At 65.0% G+C, this 17,005-nt stretch carries 12 protein-coding genes; 9 read left to right on the top strand and 3 right to left on the bottom strand.

Features of this window, described 5'->3' with window-relative positions; genetic code table 11:
- Positions 1–62: 62 nt before the first annotated feature.
- The 4 genes from ATO6_RS21580 (at position 63) to metG (ending at position 4,646) form a co-directional block, all read left to right on the top strand.
- A complete protein-coding gene (locus ATO6_RS21580) occupies positions 63–692 on the top strand; it encodes an ImuA family protein (RefSeq protein ID WP_254919238.1) in 630 nt (209 codons plus the stop codon).
- 99 nt (positions 693–791) lie between these two features.
- Positions 792–2,024, top strand: a complete 1,233-nt coding sequence (locus ATO6_RS21575) for an MFS transporter (RefSeq protein WP_088626132.1) — start codon at positions 792–794, stop codon at positions 2,022–2,024.
- Between the two features lie 72 nt (positions 2,025–2,096).
- Positions 2,097–2,843 carry an SDR family NAD(P)-dependent oxidoreductase gene (locus ATO6_RS21570; protein ID WP_088626131.1) on the top strand — a complete coding sequence of 249 codons (747 nt, stop codon included), beginning with the start codon at positions 2,097–2,099 and terminating at the stop codon, positions 2,841–2,843.
- Positions 2,844–2,930: 87 nt separating this feature from the next.
- Entirely contained in the window at positions 2,931–4,646 is a 1,716-nt protein-coding gene (gene metG / locus ATO6_RS21565) for a methionine--tRNA ligase (protein ID WP_088626130.1), read from the top strand.
- 65 nt (positions 4,647–4,711) lie between these two features.
- Here the strand turns inward: metG and ATO6_RS21560 are convergent, their stop codons facing one another.
- The gene (locus tag ATO6_RS21560) at positions 4,712–7,285 is read right to left on the bottom strand and encodes a methyl-accepting chemotaxis protein (RefSeq protein ID WP_088626129.1); all 2,574 of its coding nucleotides are present in this window, start codon (positions 7,283–7,285) and stop codon (positions 4,712–4,714) included.
- Positions 7,286–7,308: 23 nt separating this feature from the next.
- Complete coding sequence (locus ATO6_RS21555) at positions 7,309–7,893, bottom strand: PDC sensor domain-containing protein (protein ID WP_254919237.1); 585 nt, start codon at positions 7,891–7,893, stop codon at positions 7,309–7,311.
- A gap of 458 nt (positions 7,894–8,351) precedes the next feature.
- Here ATO6_RS21555 and ATO6_RS21550 point away from each other — a divergent pair, with 458 nt between their 5' ends.
- From ATO6_RS21550 to ATO6_RS21530, 5 genes are all read left to right on the top strand, one after another.
- Entirely contained in the window at positions 8,352–10,676 is a 2,325-nt protein-coding gene (locus tag ATO6_RS21550; protein ID WP_088626128.1) for a cache domain-containing protein, read from the top strand.
- On the top strand, positions 10,673–11,308 hold the full coding sequence (locus ATO6_RS21545) for a response regulator transcription factor (protein WP_088626127.1): 636 nt from the start codon (positions 10,673–10,675) through the stop codon (positions 11,306–11,308). Before ATO6_RS21550 ends, ATO6_RS21545 begins: the two co-directional genes overlap by 4 nt.
- Positions 11,309–11,323: 15 nt before the next feature.
- Positions 11,324–12,676: a glycosyl hydrolase family 8 gene (locus ATO6_RS21540; protein WP_369597077.1), complete on the top strand. Its 1,353-nt coding sequence runs from the start codon at positions 11,324–11,326 to the stop codon at positions 12,674–12,676.
- An 89-nt stretch (positions 12,677–12,765) separates the two neighbouring features.
- Positions 12,766–13,929 carry an HlyD family efflux transporter periplasmic adaptor subunit gene (locus ATO6_RS21535; protein ID WP_088626126.1) on the top strand — a complete coding sequence of 388 codons (1,164 nt, stop codon included), beginning with the start codon at positions 12,766–12,768 and terminating at the stop codon, positions 13,927–13,929.
- A gap of 1 nt (position 13,930) precedes the next feature.
- Positions 13,931–15,910 carry a glycosyltransferase gene (locus ATO6_RS21530; RefSeq protein ID WP_088626125.1) on the top strand — a complete coding sequence of 660 codons (1,980 nt, stop codon included), beginning with the start codon at positions 13,931–13,933 and terminating at the stop codon, positions 15,908–15,910.
- Here ATO6_RS21530 and ATO6_RS21525 read toward each other — a convergent pair.
- Complete coding sequence (locus ATO6_RS21525) at positions 15,897–17,000, bottom strand: cache domain-containing protein (protein ID WP_141102053.1); 1,104 nt, start codon at positions 16,998–17,000, stop codon at positions 15,897–15,899. The genes ATO6_RS21530 and ATO6_RS21525 overlap by 14 nt on opposite strands.
- Positions 17,001–17,005 lie beyond the last annotated feature (5 nt).

Below are 17,005 nucleotides of genomic sequence, written 5' to 3'. Positions count from 1 at the left end.
TCGGAATGCTGAACGGCCGGCCAGCTCTTGAGAACAAAAATGGAACATGCCAGACTCGAAACATGCCAGACGCCGCGACTCTTCTGGGCAATGCCCCGCATCGGCCCGCCCCCGGGCTCTCCCTCGGCCCCGGCGCGGGGTTGCGGCTGGCGCGGGTGCACGAACTTTGCGGCAACGCCCGGTGGACGCTGGCGCTGATGATCGCCGCCCGTGCGGGGACCGGCCCGGCGCGGCCACTGATCTGGATCGCACCCACGTGGGACTCCGGACGGCTGAACGGCGATGGCATGTCGCGGTTCCTGCCGCCTGCCCATGTTGTCTTTGTCACCGCGCCGCGGGCCGAGGACGTTCTGTGGACCGCCGAGGAGGTGCTGCGGTCCGGCGCTGCCGCGCTGATGGTCGCCGATCTGCCCGGTCTGCCGACGCTGACCGCCGTGCGGCGGATGCATCTGGCCGCCGAAACGGGTGCCGAAGCCACGGGCCGACGCTACGCCCCGCTGGGGCTGATCCTGACCGCCGGCGATGGCGGCGCGCCCGGGGTGGAAAGCCGCTGGCGGCTCGACGCGCGTCATGGGGCCGGTCAGACAGGCTGGCGGCTGGACCGGCTCAGGGCGCGAAGCGATCCCCCGAAACGCTGGTCGGTGGCGTGGCGTGGCGGAGGGCCGGAACTGTCCGCCTCGGTCGCGGACTGAGTTCCGCCCCGAGCGCCATCCGCGAGAAATCGCAGGATACCGACGCCAAGGGTCGCGACCGGACTGGATCCCGGCGCGTCACGGCGGCACAGATGCTTCATGCGCTTGATGGTTTCCTTCTCGGCCCTCTTTCTCTCGGTCATCCTGCTACAGCTCTCCTCCGGCGGGGTCGGCCCACTGGACGCACTGTCGGGTGTCGCCCTCGGTTTCTCCCGTTCTGAGATCGGGATGCTCGGCTCTGCCCATTTCGTAGGGTTCTTCATCGGCTGCTGGTGGGCGCCACGCCTGATGGGCTCGGTCGGACATTCGCGGGCCTTCGCGGCCTTCACCGCCTCGGGCGCGATCGGGCTGCTGGCCCATATGCTGATCCTGGACCCCTACGCCTGGGCCCTGATGCGGATCGCCTCGGGCCTGTGTATCGCGGGTTGCTACACGGTGATCGAGGGCTGGATGATGGCCAAGCTCACCAACCGCACACGCGGACGGGTCATGGGCATATACCGGATCATCGACATGGGCGGATCGCTGGTGGCGCAGACGTTGATCGGCTTTCTGGAACCGGCCGACTATGTCTCGTACAACCTGCTGGCGCTGATGTGCTGCGCCGCCCTGTTCCCGCTCTCTCTGACCACCAGCCGCCAGCCGGCCATGCCCTCGGCTCCGCGCCTGCGGCCGATGTTGGCCTGGGCCTGTTCGCCGCTGGCGGTGGCCGCCGTCATCGTGTCCGCACTTTCGGGCGCCACTTTCCGGATGATCGGACCGCTCTACGGGCAGGACGTGGGCCTTGCCGCAGAGGAAATCGCCGGTTTCCTGTCGGTCTACATCCTCGGCGGCGCGGTCGCGCAATATCCGGCGGGCTGGCTGGCGGACAAGTTCGACCGGCGCATGGTGTTGATCGGCATCTCCGCCGCCGCGATCGTCAGTTGTATCGCCTCGATCTTCACCTCCGGCGGCTTTGCCTCGGTCATGGTGAATGCGGCGCTGTTCGGTTTCACCACCTTCCCCGTCTATTCCATTGCCGCGGCGCACGCCCACGACTTCGCACGCTCCGAGGAACGGGCGGAACTTTCGGCCGCCTTGCTGTTCTTCTATGCGCTCGGCGCCATTGCCGCGCCGTGGACGGCGTCGCAGTTGATCGAGGCCTTCGGCCCCCCTGCCCTGTTCTGGATGGTTGCTGCAGGTCACGTCGGATTGCTGGCCTTTGGCCTCTACCGCATGCGGGCCCGCCCGACACTCGACGAGCGCACACCTTACGTCTACGCGCCACGCACCAGCTTTGTCATCGGACGCCTTCTGCGCCGGTCCCGCGACAAAAGGGACGGGACGTCCTGACGCCGGGCCTTGGCAGCGGCGCCCGCGCTCGTCAAACTTCCCGGTGAACGCGCAAGAACCGGGAGACCAGAAATGGACATACGATTCGACGGAAAGACGGCCATCGTGACCGGTGGCGCCTCGGGCATCGGCGCCGCGATTGCGAAAGAACTTGCCACGAGCGGAGCCACTGTGGTGCTGGCTGATCTCGATATGGCCCGGACCGAGGCCATGGCGGCCGAGATCGGTCATGGAACCCTTGCCACCACCTGCGACGTTTCGGCCCCTGCGCAGGTCGAGGCGATCATCGACTTTGCCGTTGCAAACACGGGGGCACTGCATCTCCTCGTCAACAACGCGGGTATCGGCGGCGCGGGCGAACCGACCGGCGCCTACCCCCTCGACACCTGGCACAGGGTGATCGACGTCAACTTGAACGGCGTCTTCTACGGGCTGCGTTACGGCATTCCGGCAATCAGAGCGGCAGGTGGCGGCGCGATCGTGAACGTGGCCTCGATCCTTGGCTCCGTCGGCTTCAACACTGCCGCAGCCTATGTCGCCGCCAAACATGCCGTTGTCGGCCTGACCAAGACCGCCGCCCTGGACCATGCGACAGAGGGCGTCAGGATCAATTCCATCGGGCCGGGATTCATCCATACACCGCTGGTGGACGACCGATTCGACGCGGCGCGCGAAGCCTATATCTCCGCACTGCACCCCATCGGACGCATGGGAAGCCCGGAAGAGGTCGCGGCGCTGGCCTGTTTCCTCTTGTCCGAGAAGGCCAGTTTCGTGACCGGGTCCTATCACGTGGTCGATGGCGGCTATACCGCGCGCTGATTCCCCCTGCCTGCGGACCCGGCGGGGGTAGCCCTTGACCACAGGCTGCGTTAAAGCCGTGCCGGTCGACAGCAAACGGCACGAAACATGGCACGGCACCTCATCACCTCCGCGATCCCCTATATCAACGGGATCAAGCACCTCGGCAATCTCGTGGGCTCGCAACTGCCCGCGGATCTCTATGCGCGCTACCTGCGCGGCCGGGGGCACGAGGTTCTTTTCCTCTGCGCGACCGACGAACACGGCACGCCGGCCGAACTGGCGGCGGCCAAGGCGGGCAAGCCCGTGCGGGAGTACTGTGCCGAAATGCACGCGGTTCAGGCCGACATCGCCCGCGGGTTCCGCCTGTCCTTTGATCACTTCGGCCGGTCCTCTTCGCCGCAGAACCACCGGCTGACGCAACATTTCGCCGGACGCCTCGCCGACGCTGACCTGATACGCGAAGTCACCGAACGCCAGATGTACTCCCCTGCCGACGGTCGCTTTCTGCCCGATCGCTATATCGAGGGCACCTGCCCCAACTGCGGTTTCGACAGCGCGCGCGGCGACCAGTGCGACAACTGCACCAAGCAACTCGACCCGGTTGACCTGATCAATCCGCATTCCACGATCTCGGGATCGACCGACCTGGAGATGCGCGAAACCAAGCATCTTTACCTGCGCCAGTCGGCGATGAAGGATCAGCTCGAAGCCTGGATCGACAGCAAGACGGACTGGCCGGTCCTCACCACATCCATCGCCCGGAAATGGCTGAACGATGGCGACGGGCTGCAGGACCGGGGCATCACGCGCGATCTGGACTGGGGCATCCCCGTCAGAAAAGGTGATGCGGATTGGCCGGGAATGGAAGGCAAGGTGTTCTACGTCTGGTTCGACGCGCCCATCGAATACATCGCCTGCGCCCAGGAATGGGTGGAGGCTGGAAAGGGCGATGACTGGGAGCGCTGGTGGCGGACCGACAAGGGTGCCGACGACGTGAGCTACACCCAGTTCATGGGCAAGGACAACGTACCGTTCCACACGCTGGGATTTCCGGCCACCATCATCGGGTCGGGCGAACCGTGGAAACTGGTCGATTTCATCAAGTCGTTCAACTACCTGAACTACGATGGCGGCCAATTCTCCACATCGCGCGGCAGGGGCGTGTTCATGGATCAGGCGCTTGATATCCTGCCCGCCGACTACTGGCGCTGGTGGCTTCTGAGCCATGCGCCGGAAAGCTCGGACGCCGAATTTACATGGGAGAATTTCCAAGCGTCGGTGAACAAGGACCTGGCCGACGTCCTGGGTAACTTCGTCAGCAGAGTGACCAAGTTCGCCCGGTCGCGGTTTGGCGAGGCAGTGCCAGACGGCGGTGCGTATGGCCCTCAGGAAGAGACCCTGATCGCCGACCTCACCAAGCGCATCGCCACCTATCAGGCGCATATGGACGCCATGGAAGTCCGCAAGTCGGCGCAGGAGCTTCGGGCGATCTGGGTCGCGGGGAATGAATATCTGCAGACAGCGGCGCCATGGGCTGCCTTCAAGTCGGACCCGGACAGGGCTGCCGCGATCGTCCGGCTCTCGCTGAACCTGATCCGGGTCTACGCCATCCTGTCCGCGCCCTTTATTCCCGACACGGCAGACACGATGCTGAACGCTTTCGGTTCTGCGCCGGACCGTCGTTGGCCACGTGGCACCCCTGATGATTTTACAGTACTTCAACCGGGCGATGCATTTTCCGTGCCCGAGAATTTGTTTGCCAAGATCGAGGACTCGCAGCGCGCCGACTGGCAGGAACGGTTCGCAGGAACACGCATCTGATTTGGCGAAGCTGCGGCTCCTGCGCGACCGCGCCGGTGCCACCCGGACCGGCGCTGCGCTGATCATCAGAATTCTTCCCAGCCGGTTTCCGCGGCCGGAGCCTCATGAGCCGCGGCCAATGCGCGTGAGTCGACGCGGGCAGCGGTTCGGACCGGAGCGCTCGGGGTTCGTCCCGGCGTCGGTCGAGGCGCGGAGACGGCTGCCGAAGCCGGAGCGGTGTCCGAGAGGCGGAAACGCGACGCAGCAGCCAATAGCGACTCCGCTTCCTGCATCAGGGCATGGCTAGCTGCGGTCGTCTCTTCGAACATTCCCGCATTCTGCTGTGTGACCTGATCCAACTCGTTGACCGCCCGGTTGATCTCACTCAGACCGGCGGATTGTTCGCGCGCTGATCCGGCGATTTCCGACACCCTTGCCGAGATATCCGAGACGGCAGTGACGATCGCGCGCAGCGCGTCGCCCGTGCGGTTCACGAGCTCGACGCCCGACCCGACCTTTGCCGCGCTTTCAGAGATCAGCGTGTTGATGTCGCGTGCCGCGTCCGAGGACCGCTGAGCCAGGGCTCTCACCTCGGTCGCGACCACGGCAAAACCGCGCCCGGATTCGCCCGCGCGAGCCGCCTCGACACCGGCGTTCAGGGCCAGCAGGTTTGTCTGAAAGGCGATATCGCCAATCACGCCGGTGATCTTGGAGATCTCCTGAGACGACGACCGGATCGCATCCATAGCGACCACAGCCTGCCCGGCGACGCGCCCACCTTCCTCGGCACTCTGCTGCGCCCCCTGGGCGATGGAGCTTGCCTCGTCCGCACCGGACACGGCGGACTTCACAGATGTCGTCAATTGGTCCAGCGCGGTTGCCGTTTCCTCCAGCGTTGCCGCCTGCCGTTCAGTGCGCTGCGCGAGATCGTCGGCCGCGCCGCTGATTTCCGTGGTTTCCGAACGGATCGAAATCGCATTTTCGTGCACCGCGATCATGGCCTCCTTCAGGGCATGTGCGGCGGAATTGAAATCCTGTCTGAGTCCCTCGTAGTCATCCGGGAAGGCGGTATCCAGGCTGTGCAGCAGATCGCCTTCGGAGAGTTTGCCCAGCCCACGTCCGAGTGCGCTGACGACCTGTTGCTGCTCTTGGGCGATGCGCACACGCTCCGCGTCCAGGATCTCCATGCGGGCGAGCTGGTCCGTGATGTCGGCGCCTAGAAAGACGACACGTTCCAACGCGCCTTCTGCAGATCGCACCGGGTTCAAAGCGCCATCGACGACGTGAACCGCACCCGCCGCACCATGCATCCGGAAACGTCCCGATACGGCATCGCCTGCGACGAGCCTCGCCTCGACCTCCGCTGCGGACGGCGCCGGCGCATCCGGCATGTCTACCGGCTCCAACAGGTCGTGACCGGACGGTCTCATTTCCTCCAGGGACGCAAAGCCGGTCAGTGCCAGAACGGGCCGATTGCAATGCAGCACGCGATGATCACGGGCAAAGTCGACCCTGAGCAGCCGTGTCTCAAGGGCATTGAGCAGCGCGGCATTGAGTTCCGCCTGCGTAACATCCTCGAGCTCGATGACATGACCCAGTTGCGTGCCGTCACCGTCGGTTACTGCGGCGATGCTGGCCCGCACATGCCGACCGCCCCATTGCAGGGTCTCCGTTGCCGGGGCAGGCCCAGCCAGCAGCTCCGGCAGACCAGGCCGTTCGTTCACCCGGCGTCCTTCGAGCGTTGCGCTGTCGAACCTGCCCTTCGACGCGGCCAGATCGACTGCCATCCTGTCCAGCAGCCTGCGACAGCTGGGGTTGGCGAAAAGAACAATGCCGCCGCCATCGACAAGCAGCAATGCAGCCGAGGACCCGGCGATCGCGGCGCTGCGAAACGCATTCTGACGCTCCGCGGATTTGGCAGCCTTCAGCGAGTCGCGGAAATCATGCAGGCGGCCGGCAATCTCGCCCAGTTCGTCGCGGCGGTTCCGTGGTGGCAAATCGGTGTCGAAATCCTCGTCCGCGAGGGCACGCATGGCCCCGGAGATGCGGACGAGCGGACGCGAAACGTACAGGAACTGAAACAGCGCGACCGCAGCAAGAGCGCCTGCGAAGGTCATGCCGGCGACGAGAATCGTCAACTGACGCGCCTTGGCCAGCTCGTCCAACTGCCGCGCGGCCGACCATTGCGTCACCACCGCGCCGATCGCGGTGCCATCCGGCACCTCGATCCTGTGAGCACGGAGCATCCCGTCCAACGCCCGATCCGGCCCGTCCCGCATGACCGAGCGGGCCAGAGAAAGTGCCGCGTCTTCGTTGAAGTCAGTGCCGCGGGCGGCGTAGAGGACATTGCCCTGGGCGTCGATGAAGATCGCGCCAAGGGCATCGCCGCCACCGTCCAGGAGCAGGCTGTCCCCGAGGTCGGCCAACGGGGCCGATTTGCCGAAGCGGACCGCACCGACGGCCTGACGGGCGAGCAGGCCCGTGGTCTGTCCTGCCCGCGCAGCAAGGTTGCCCTGCAGCGTCGTGGCAAGCTGGGCCCTTGACCGCACCTCGGTCAACGTGACGACGGCCAGGATACCCAGCGCGGTGACAAGTGTGCTGATGATGAATGTCGACCGGAACCTGTTCGGTCCAGTCCTGTTGTCGGTACCGAGGATCATATGCGAACGCCTTTGCCTGAGGGTCAGAACAGCAGTTCGGCGTTCAGGCCGATTGTCGCGGCACCGATCAGCGCGCCGGTGTCCGGGTCGGAAATCGGAACCGATACCTGCCCGAGGTAAAGCTGGGTACTTTCGTCAAATTCGACATCGCTGACATGGACACCGCCACCGGCACCGAAGGTTTCGGTGAACTTCGCCTCGTCCCCCTGCCAGTAGTCCGAGGTGAGACCACTGGCCGCGACGTTCAGGCCATGCGCATCCATCACAAAGACCTCGGCTATGATGCCCGAGGACTCGGCGACGCGTAACCGCAGGACATCAGCCGCCGCGGACCGAGTGACACCGTCGATCAACGGGCTCTCGGCGGCGGCGATCTGTGATTGCCATTCGTATTCCAGCGCGTCGATCCTGGCCTGCGTGATCCCCGTATGCCTGCGGTTCTGATCGTGGATCGCGCTGATCACGGCCGGATCGTTGAGCCAGCCCAGGACATTCGTTTCCACATAGCCGCGCAGGACGGGGCCAAAGCCATCGACCGCCCCGGCCTGCGGTGCCCCGAGCAGCAGAGGCAGGACGAGGACGCGCGGCAGCACACTGAATTTCGACATCGCGACACCTGTTGATTGTTGTGGCGCCACTATCGACACCGCGTCTTTCGACCGGGTTAAGGCTGGTCGCAGGATGTCGCAGGTTTTCGGAACAATCCTTCCGAGTTCGGATCGGCCGGCGGCCAAGAAACCACCGGCCAGAACGAAATTGCCGGCGCCGAAAAGAACCCGGCACCGGCAGCACAACAACTATTCTGATCGGAACGTCCACTCACAAAACGCCCCGGAGAAAGTCACATCTAAAATAACGTTCCACGCAAGCTACATTGGGGATGTTTTGGCAGGCGCGGCGCGTAAGTTCAGACTGGCACATATAAAACCAGTGCGAAATGCGCGTCATTGCCCCGGTAATATTGCCTATATCGCCCCACCCGCCGCGCAGTTGCGCACTTCTCCGATATGTGGAAACTCGGCGTATCGGACGACGGCGCTCGGGCCGGTGAACGGGGGGACTGGCCATGCGGAACTCACTTGGCGCCATGCTGGCCATCGGCCTTGCCGGGCTTCAGTTCATTGCCGTTCTGGCGGTGGTCTTTTCCTCCTATGTCACCTCGGAGCGCGCCCTGCTGGACCATGCGCGTGACCTGCTGAGCGACATCGGCACCAACGCGATTGAACATTCGCGCGGTTTCCTCAGCCCGGCGCGCGGCGCGGCGGAACTGTCGGCCCGGCTGGCCGAGGACCGGGTCATCGCCAGCGATGTGCCGGAACAGCTGGAGCGGCTGCTGTTCCAGCAACTGCAGCTCGCGCCACAGTTCTCGGGACTTTACCATGGGACCGAAACCGGCGGTTTCGTCTATGTCATGCGCAGCGAGGGCCCCGCCCCGTTCCGAACCAAGATCATCCGCACCGAGGGCGAGACGCGCACCACGGAACTGATCTGGCGGGACGAGAACTTCGCGGTTGTCGAACGGCGGATGGATCCCGAAGACACCTACGATCCGCGCACCCGGCCCTGGTATGTGCTGGCCCGCGACCGGCTGACCACGGTCTGGACCGATCCCTATATCTTCTTCTCGTCGCAGCGGCCGGGTATCACGCTCGCTTCGCCCGTGCTGGACCAGCCTGGGCACGTGCGCGGCATCGTCGGTGTCGACATCGAGATCAGCGACATCTCGAACTTTCTCGCCCGGCTCAGGATCGGCGACTCCGGGCAGGCGCTGATCATCCACAGCAACGGCGATGTGATCGCCCATCCGAACAAGGCCCTGCTGAAGACACAGGATGCCGACGGCACGCTGCGCTTCGCCAATATCCGCGACTTCGAGGATCCGATCGCACGGGCGGCCTTCGGGGACCTGATGGACCAGGGGACGATCTCGGTCGACCGGGAAACGCTGTCGCAATTCACTTATGGCGGCGAGACCTATGTCTCGGTCGTGATGCCGCCGATCAATGAAAACCTGCCGTGGATCACCGCCGCCTATGCCCCGGAGAGCGACTTTACCGAGGTCATCAAGCTGAACCGGCGGACCAACATCTGGATCGCGGCGCTGGTAGCGGCGATCACCGGTCTGGCCGGTCTGGGGCTGGCCAACTACATCTACAAGCCTGTCCGCGCCTTCGCCGTCCGCTCCGCCCTGATCTCGCAGGGGGAGCTCGATCCCGCCGAGCCGCTGCCCAAGACCTATCAGGAGCTGGAAAACGCGAACACCACGCTCATGCAGCAGATCGCGGCGCGGCGGGCGACCGAGATCGAATATGGCCAGACCTTCGACCTGTCGTCGCGCGGCATGGCGCAGATCGATTCCTCCTCGGGCCGGTTCCTGCGCGTGAACGACCGCTTCTGCACGATCACCGGCTATGACACCGCGGCGCTCGAACAGATGGCGTTTTCCGACCTCGTGCACCCGGACGATCCGCCCTTCCTGCTGTTCGACGGCGCCCGTCAGAGCGCGCCGCACGAGATCACCCACGAACTGCGCTGCCTGCGCCATGACGGAGAGGCGATCTGGGTCGCGGTCAACGCGATCATGGTCTTCAACCACGACGGCAAGCCGCTGCATTACGTCCTGACGATGGAGGACATCACCCAGGCCAAGCAGACCGAGGACCAGATCGCGGAGCTCAGCCGCGAACTGTCGAACCTGTCGCGCGACAACACGATGGGCCAGATGGCCGCCGGTCTGGCGCACGAACTGAACCAGCCGCTGACCGCCATCGCGCAGAACGCCGACAGCGCGCTTTTCGCCGTGGACCGGCTGGCCGGGGCGGACAGCGAACTGCACGCCACGCTGGAAGAGATCGCGGAACAGTCCATGCGCGCGGGCGACATCATCAAGGCCCTGCGCGCCTTCATCCGCCGCGACGAAGGCATCCGCAGCGACTTCGACCTGGCCGGGCTGGTGGAACAGACCCGCCACCTGGTCAGCGCCGAGGCGCGGGCCGCCGGGGTCACGGTCACTGCCGATCTGGGCCACCTGCCCCCGGTCCATGCCAACCGCCTGCAGATCGCGCAGGTGCTGGTCAACCTGATCCGCAACGGGATCGAGGCGCTGGCCTCGGACTGGCAGAACGACCGCCGCGTCCACCTCAGCGCCCGGCAGGAGAACGGTCAGGTCATGCTGACCGTCGCGGACAACGGGCCGGGCGTCGATCCCGCCATCAACCTCTTCGCCGACTTCGCCACCACCAAGCCGAGCGGCATGGGGCTGGGCCTGTCGATCTGCCAATCTATCGTGCAGGCCAACGGCGGACGGCTGTGGCACGAAAGTGGGGAGCCGCGCGGCGCCCGATTCAGCTTTACGGTGGACATAGCGATGCCGCACAAGGATGCGGCATGACAGAAGACCACTCACTCGTTTACATCGTCGACGACGATCAGGACATTCGCACGTCTCTCACCCGTGCGTTGCGCCAGCGCGGATTCGAGGTCGAGGCCTACGACTCCGCCGCAAGCTTCCTCGCCTCCTGCGACGGCAGCCATGTCGCGTGCCTCGTGCTCGATTACGGGATGCCCGAGGTGAACGGGCTGGAACTGCAGGCCGATCTGAACGCCCGCGGCTGGCCCCTTGGCGTGGTCTTCATCACCGGCCACGGCGGGGTCCGGGAATCCGTTCAGGCGATGAAGGGCGGCGCGATCGACTTCCTTGAGAAACCCTTCCGCCAGTCCGAACTGGTCGACCGCATCCGCGCGGCGCTTGACTACGCCGCCTCGCGGCAGGCCGACAGCGCGACGCATAACGCATTCCGCCAGCGTCTTGCCCGCCTGACCGAACGCGAGGCCGAGATCGTGAACCAGGTGCTGGCCCGCCCGGCCGAGGCCACGAGCAAGGAGATCGCCGCTGCGCTCGGGATCAGCCCCCGGACGGTCGACCACCACCGCGCCCGCATTCTCGAGAAGCTCGCGGTCAAGTCACTGGTCGAACTGGTCAAGCTGGCCTCGAACCTGGACGATGGCGGACGCAAGGGCTGATCGAACCGACAGGGGATGCCATGCAGGCCCGATCGACGGCGGCAGGTTTCGCAGGGGCGCAACGAAGTCTGCAAACGGGCCTCATCGACTGAAGCGCTGGCCGTTGCGGCGCCGGGGCTTTCGCCAGACCCCGCTTCAGGCGGAAACCGTGCGCGACGCGGGCGAATGTCGGCCTTCGGCTCCACGCCATTCTGGGTCGTCGTCCCCCCCACCCTTTCGATCCTCAAGACCGCGAATGACCCCGGCTTGCGAAGATGGGAGGGGCGGCTTAGGCTGCACGGGCTCAGCCAAGGCAACCTCCAACCTGAATTGCACGCGGTCACTTGCGTGCCCCTCCCTGACACCACGGACATGAAACGCAGACCCTTCATTGGAGCCCTCGCGTCGCTTCCGCTTGCGGCCTACGGAGCAAGGGGCGGTGATGGCAGGTCGGCCTGGATTCAGTGGCGCGACAAGTTCGTTGCTCAGGACGGCAGAGTGGTTGACAACGGCCAGAACGGCATCAGCCACTCCGAGGGGCAGGCCTATGGCCTCCTGCTTGCGCAGGCCTTCGGAGACCGGCCCACCTTCGAGCGGATCGAGGCCTGGACGCGCCGGACACTCGCCAATCGCCAGGACGCGCTCATGTCCTGGGCCTGGGACCCTTCACAGGCACAGCACATCCTCGACTGGCACAATGCCACGGACGGCGACCTGTTCCGGGCCTGGGCCCTATTGCGAGCGTCCCGCGTGACGGGCTGGTCGATCGACCTTTCCGTGACCGAGGCGATCTGCCGCGACGTCGTCACACTGTGTCTGGCACCCGACCCGCGGACACCCGACGCGCTGCTTCTCCTTCCGGGAGCCGAGGCGCGACATGACGAGGCGGGCGTGCTCGTGAACCCGTCCTATTATCATCCCCGCGCCCTGAGGGAGCTTGGCACGGCCTTCGGGATGCCTGAGCTGTCACAAGCCGCGGCCCACGGCGAGCGCCTCTTGCACGAGCTCGCCTCCATCGGCCCGGTGCCCGACTGGATCGAGGTCACGACCGAGGGGTTCGCCCCGCCCCGCGACCACCTTCTGCGATCGAGCTATGACGCGCTTCGCGTGCCGCTCTACCTTGCCTGGTCCGGTCTGGGTGATCATGCGGCGGTCGTTGAAATGCGTGCCGCCATGCGCCGGGCCACCCTCCCAGGGCATGTTGCGGTGGCCTTCGACAAGGACGGCACCCCGCTCAGCGAAAGCAACGAACCGGGGTTCCGGGCCATTGTCACGCTGGCCTCCGGCGGAATTCCGGATATCGAAGGGCAAGATATTGCCAATCAGCCATACTACTCAGCAACACTGCATTTGCTCTGCGCCATCGCCCGAAACGAGCGCCATAATTAGACGACAGCGCCGTGAAATAGTAGGTTCGAGGGATTCGGCCCGGATCCACAGAGCCCCTAACCAATCGCCCAATCCTCCAAGGATCTGATATGAAATACGCCCGTCTCGCGATCGGTCTCATCGTAATTGTCGTTGCCGTCTGGATCATCGTCGGAGAACAGATGTCCGGAGCCAGCGCGGATGCGGTTGTGAATGCCCCGGTGGTCACTGTCCGTTCAGAAGTGGCCGGTACGCTGGAGATGCCGGATCGTGCCTTGGGCTCGCGTGTGTCCGAAGGTGAGGTCCTCGCCACCGTGACCGACGAACTGGTCGATTCCGTCCGGCTGAACGACCTCATGATGGAACTTGATTTCTCCGCGGCCGAAGCCGCGCGACTGACCGCCGACATTGAGGCGACCGAGACTGTGCGCGCCGGGCTGGTGGACCGGTCCGACGTGTATAGCCAACACCGGCTGGACGAACTGCGCACACGGCTTGATCACGCCCGGATACGGCTGAAGCTGCTCGAAGGCGGGGCCTTTCCCGACGATGCCGACCAGCGGCTGATCGACGGGCTGGACGATCTTCAGAACCGCCTTCCGGGCGAACCGCTGGTCGATGCCCTCGTCCTGGACCATGCGCGGGAGCGGGTCGAGGTTCTGGAAATCGCGGTGAAGGCCGGCGAGGCAGGCGTGTTTCTTGGCGATGGCTACAACGATTCCCCCAATGCCGCGCAGCGCGCGACCGAACTCGACTCCGTCCTGACCGGCCTGAAGAACGCGCTGGCCGAAGCACAGGCTCGGGCCGCGGCCATACAAGGTCGGATCGACCGCGAACGGGTGCGGGTGAATGGGCTCCGTGGCGGCAAGATCAGTGCGCCGAACGACGGCCTGTTCTGGGAAGTCCTTCAGGCCGACGGCGTCACGGTTCAACGCGGCGACCCGATCCTGCGGCTGGTGGACTGCGACCAGGTCATGGTCACATTGTCGGTGACCGAACGGGTCTACAACGGTCTCAGGATCGGACAGGCCGCGACGTTCCGGCTGGAAGGTCAGTCCGGCACCTTTGACGGCACCGTGATCCGGCTGGCCGGTTCTGGCGCGGTGACCGTCTATGACCACCTCGCGGTGGCCCCCAGCCAGAAGCATCTCGAACGGTATGACGTGATGCTTCAGATTCCGGGTCTGGCGACCGACCCCGAGGTCGGATGTCTGATCGGCCAGACCGGACGCGCCTTCTTCGACCGGCGGCCGCTCGACCTGTTCCGCGGCTGACATGCTTGAGTTCCCCCATCTGGGTGGCCTCGGCTCCAGCGTCATCCATCTGTGGATGATCACGGGCATCGCCCTGATCCTGCCGTCCATTGTCGACCGGACCAACGACAGACACCGCGCGGCGCTGTTCACGATCGCGTTCTTCCTCGCAATTCGCTACGCGTGGTGGCGACTGACCGAGACCCTGGCGCCAGTCGGTCTGACCATCGATTTTCTCGCCTCCGGATCGCTTTTCGCGCTCGAGATGCTGTCGCTGGTCGGCTCGCTCAGCGCCTTCGTCATCATGTCGCGTGTCAAACTGCGCAGCGACGAGGCGACGGAACATGCCGGCTGGTGGAATGGACCCGAGCCGAAGGTCGCAATCCTGATCGCGACCTACAACGAGGACAAGGACGTCCTCGAGCGCACCATCGTCGGGTCGCGCTCACTCCGCCACCAGAACAAGGAGGTCATCGTCCTGGACGACAGCCGCCGGGACTGGTTGCGGGATTTCTGCGACCAGCTTGGCGTGCGCTACATGCGCCGCCCCGACAACAAGGGCGCCAAGGCCGGCAACATCAACCACGCGCTGGCGCGGCTGGCCGAGGACGCGGTGCCGCCGGATTTCGTCGCCGTGCTGGACGCCGATTTCGTGCCGCACAGGGGGTTCCTGTCGCGCACGCTGGCGCTGTTCCACGACCCGGACGTCGGGCTGGTGCAGACGCCGCAGCATTTCTTCAACCCTGACCCGATCCAGCACAATTTCGGTCTGAGCCGGTCCTATCCCGACGAACAGCGCTTCTTCTTCGACCACATGCAGCCGTCCCGCGATGGCTGGGGTATCGCCTTTTGCTGCGGCACCTCGTCGGTCTGCCGAATGTCGGCGCTGCAGGACATCGGCGGCTTGCCGACGGAAAGCGTGACCGAGGATTTCCTCTTGACCCTGGCCCTTCAGAACAAGGGATGGCGCACCGTCTATCTGGCCGAGCCCTTGACCGAGGGTCTCGCACCGGAAGGCCTCAGGGAATACGTCACGCAGCGTGCCCGCTGGTGTCTCGGACTGATGCAGATCGCACGGTCCTCGCTCGGTCCCTTCGCGAAGAGCAACCTGCGACTGCGCGACCGGTGGAGCGTCATCGACTCGGTCTTCTATTGGCTGACGACCTTTCCCTTTCGCATCGCCGCGATCCTGTTTCCGCTGCTCTACTGGTACGGCAACATCACCGTGGTCGATGCCCGCCTGCCGGACGTGATCAGCTATTTTGGCTGTTACTACATCTGGATCATCGTGATCCTGAACATCCTCAGCCGCGGCATGGTGGTGCCCATCCTGAACGACGTCAGTCAGCTGATCGGCGCGATTCCGATCAGCCGCGCGGCGATCGTAGGGCTATTCCGGCCGCACGGGCACCCGTTCTCGGTCACGGCCAAGGGCGGCGACCGGTCCCGCATCGTCGTGCAATGGCAAATGATGATGCCGTTCCTTCTGGGTTTCCTTGCCACCTTCGTGGGGCTCTGGCTGGGGGTCGTGTCCGACCGCTTTGCCTTCAACGACGCGGGCGACGGAAAGTGGGTGATCCTGTTCTGGACGCTCTACAATCTCGTCGTGCTCGGCGTGACGTCTCTGGCATGCATCGAAATGCCCCGCACCGAAATACACGTAGCCGACCGCCCCGAGCGCGTGACCTTCCGGTCAGGCGCAGACGAATGGGGGCTATGGATCACGTCGCTGACGATGGACACGGTGCGCCTGCGCGGTGCCGTCTTCCCGACCGAGACGCGCGGCACGATCGAGATCGAAGGGGTTCCGGGCGAGGTCGGGGCATATGTCATCGCGTCGACCGCGGATGGCGCGCGGGTGCAGTTGCTGCCGGATTCGGCGCAGCGCGATGCGTTCTTCGTCCGCTTCTACGCTGAAGGAAATGCGCCGGGTGTCTCAAACGTCCGCGCAACCGCACTGATCAGCGACCTGATGGAACGGTTCTCGTTCAGTAACCGCTGATCTTCTGCCTGCGCGCCTGCAGGACCGCCAGCGCGGCCGACAGCTGTGCGGCCTCGCGCGTCGCGTTGCGTTCGCGCGGATAGACCGCCTCGCCTGCCGCAAGCTGCGTGGCGTTCTCGACAAGTGCCCCGATGGGCCGGATGTAAATGCGCACAAACAGATGGGTGAGCGCCGCGAGCGCCCCAAGCGCCACTGCGGCGGCCAGCATCGCGGACACGACGAGCGTGTAGATCTGGGGACGGAAAGTCTGCACGTCCAGCCGTCCGGCAAGCCGCCATCCGAAGCTCGGCAAATCCGCGTAACTCACGTCCGGCACAAGCGTGGTGAAGTACTGCTGCCCATCCGGCCATTCATCGCGGCTGGCCGACTCGGCACCAAGACGCGCGGCCGCCAGCAGCTTTTGTTCGTCCTCGTCGGGCGACTGGCCACCGCTCGCCATGACCACCTCACCGGACTGGTTTATCAGGTAAAGGTCGACCCCCAGGCTTTCGGCCGTTTCAGTCAGAAACCGTTCTGCCCATGCTGCGTCGATATGGATGCCGACGACACCCGTCAGTTCTCCCCTGCCGTCTGTGACCGGCAGGGCAAGGTCGACAAAGCGCAAGGGGTCGCCACCCTTGGGCTGCAGGAGCTTGGCCAGCAAGACCGCATCGTGCACGTCGCCCGCGAACCCCGAACGCAGGCCGTTGCGGAACCAGGGTCTTTCAGTGACATCCGCGCCGACCAGCAACCCGTCCGAAGCCTCGCGCACGATGCCGTCCACACCGGCGTAACCGATCCACGAGATCCGTTCACCATTGCCCCGAATCCCGGCCATGACCTCGCCCACACCACCGATGTCCGAGCCGTCGATCATGCGGGAAAGGTGCTTGAGATTGGCCCAGTCGGAGTGCAGCGTCCGGGCGAAATCCTGCGCCGCCGCCTCGGTCCGCTTCCTGACCGCGCTGTCCAGTGCATCGTCCAGCACGGACTCGGACCGCGCCGAAAACAGCGCGATCGTGACCAGGGTCAGCACGAGGAATGAGAGTGCAACGAAACCGTATGCGGCCTGTGGCAAAGTGATCAATCCCCGGTACGGATTCTCAGCCATTGGCT

Source organism: Oceanicola sp. 22II-s10i (assembly GCF_002210105.1).
Taxonomy (GTDB): domain Bacteria; phylum Pseudomonadota; class Alphaproteobacteria; order Rhodobacterales; family Rhodobacteraceae; genus Pseudooceanicola.
The sequence above is the reverse complement of the archived record's forward strand: the minus strand, read 5'-3'. Positions and strand labels throughout refer to the sequence as shown.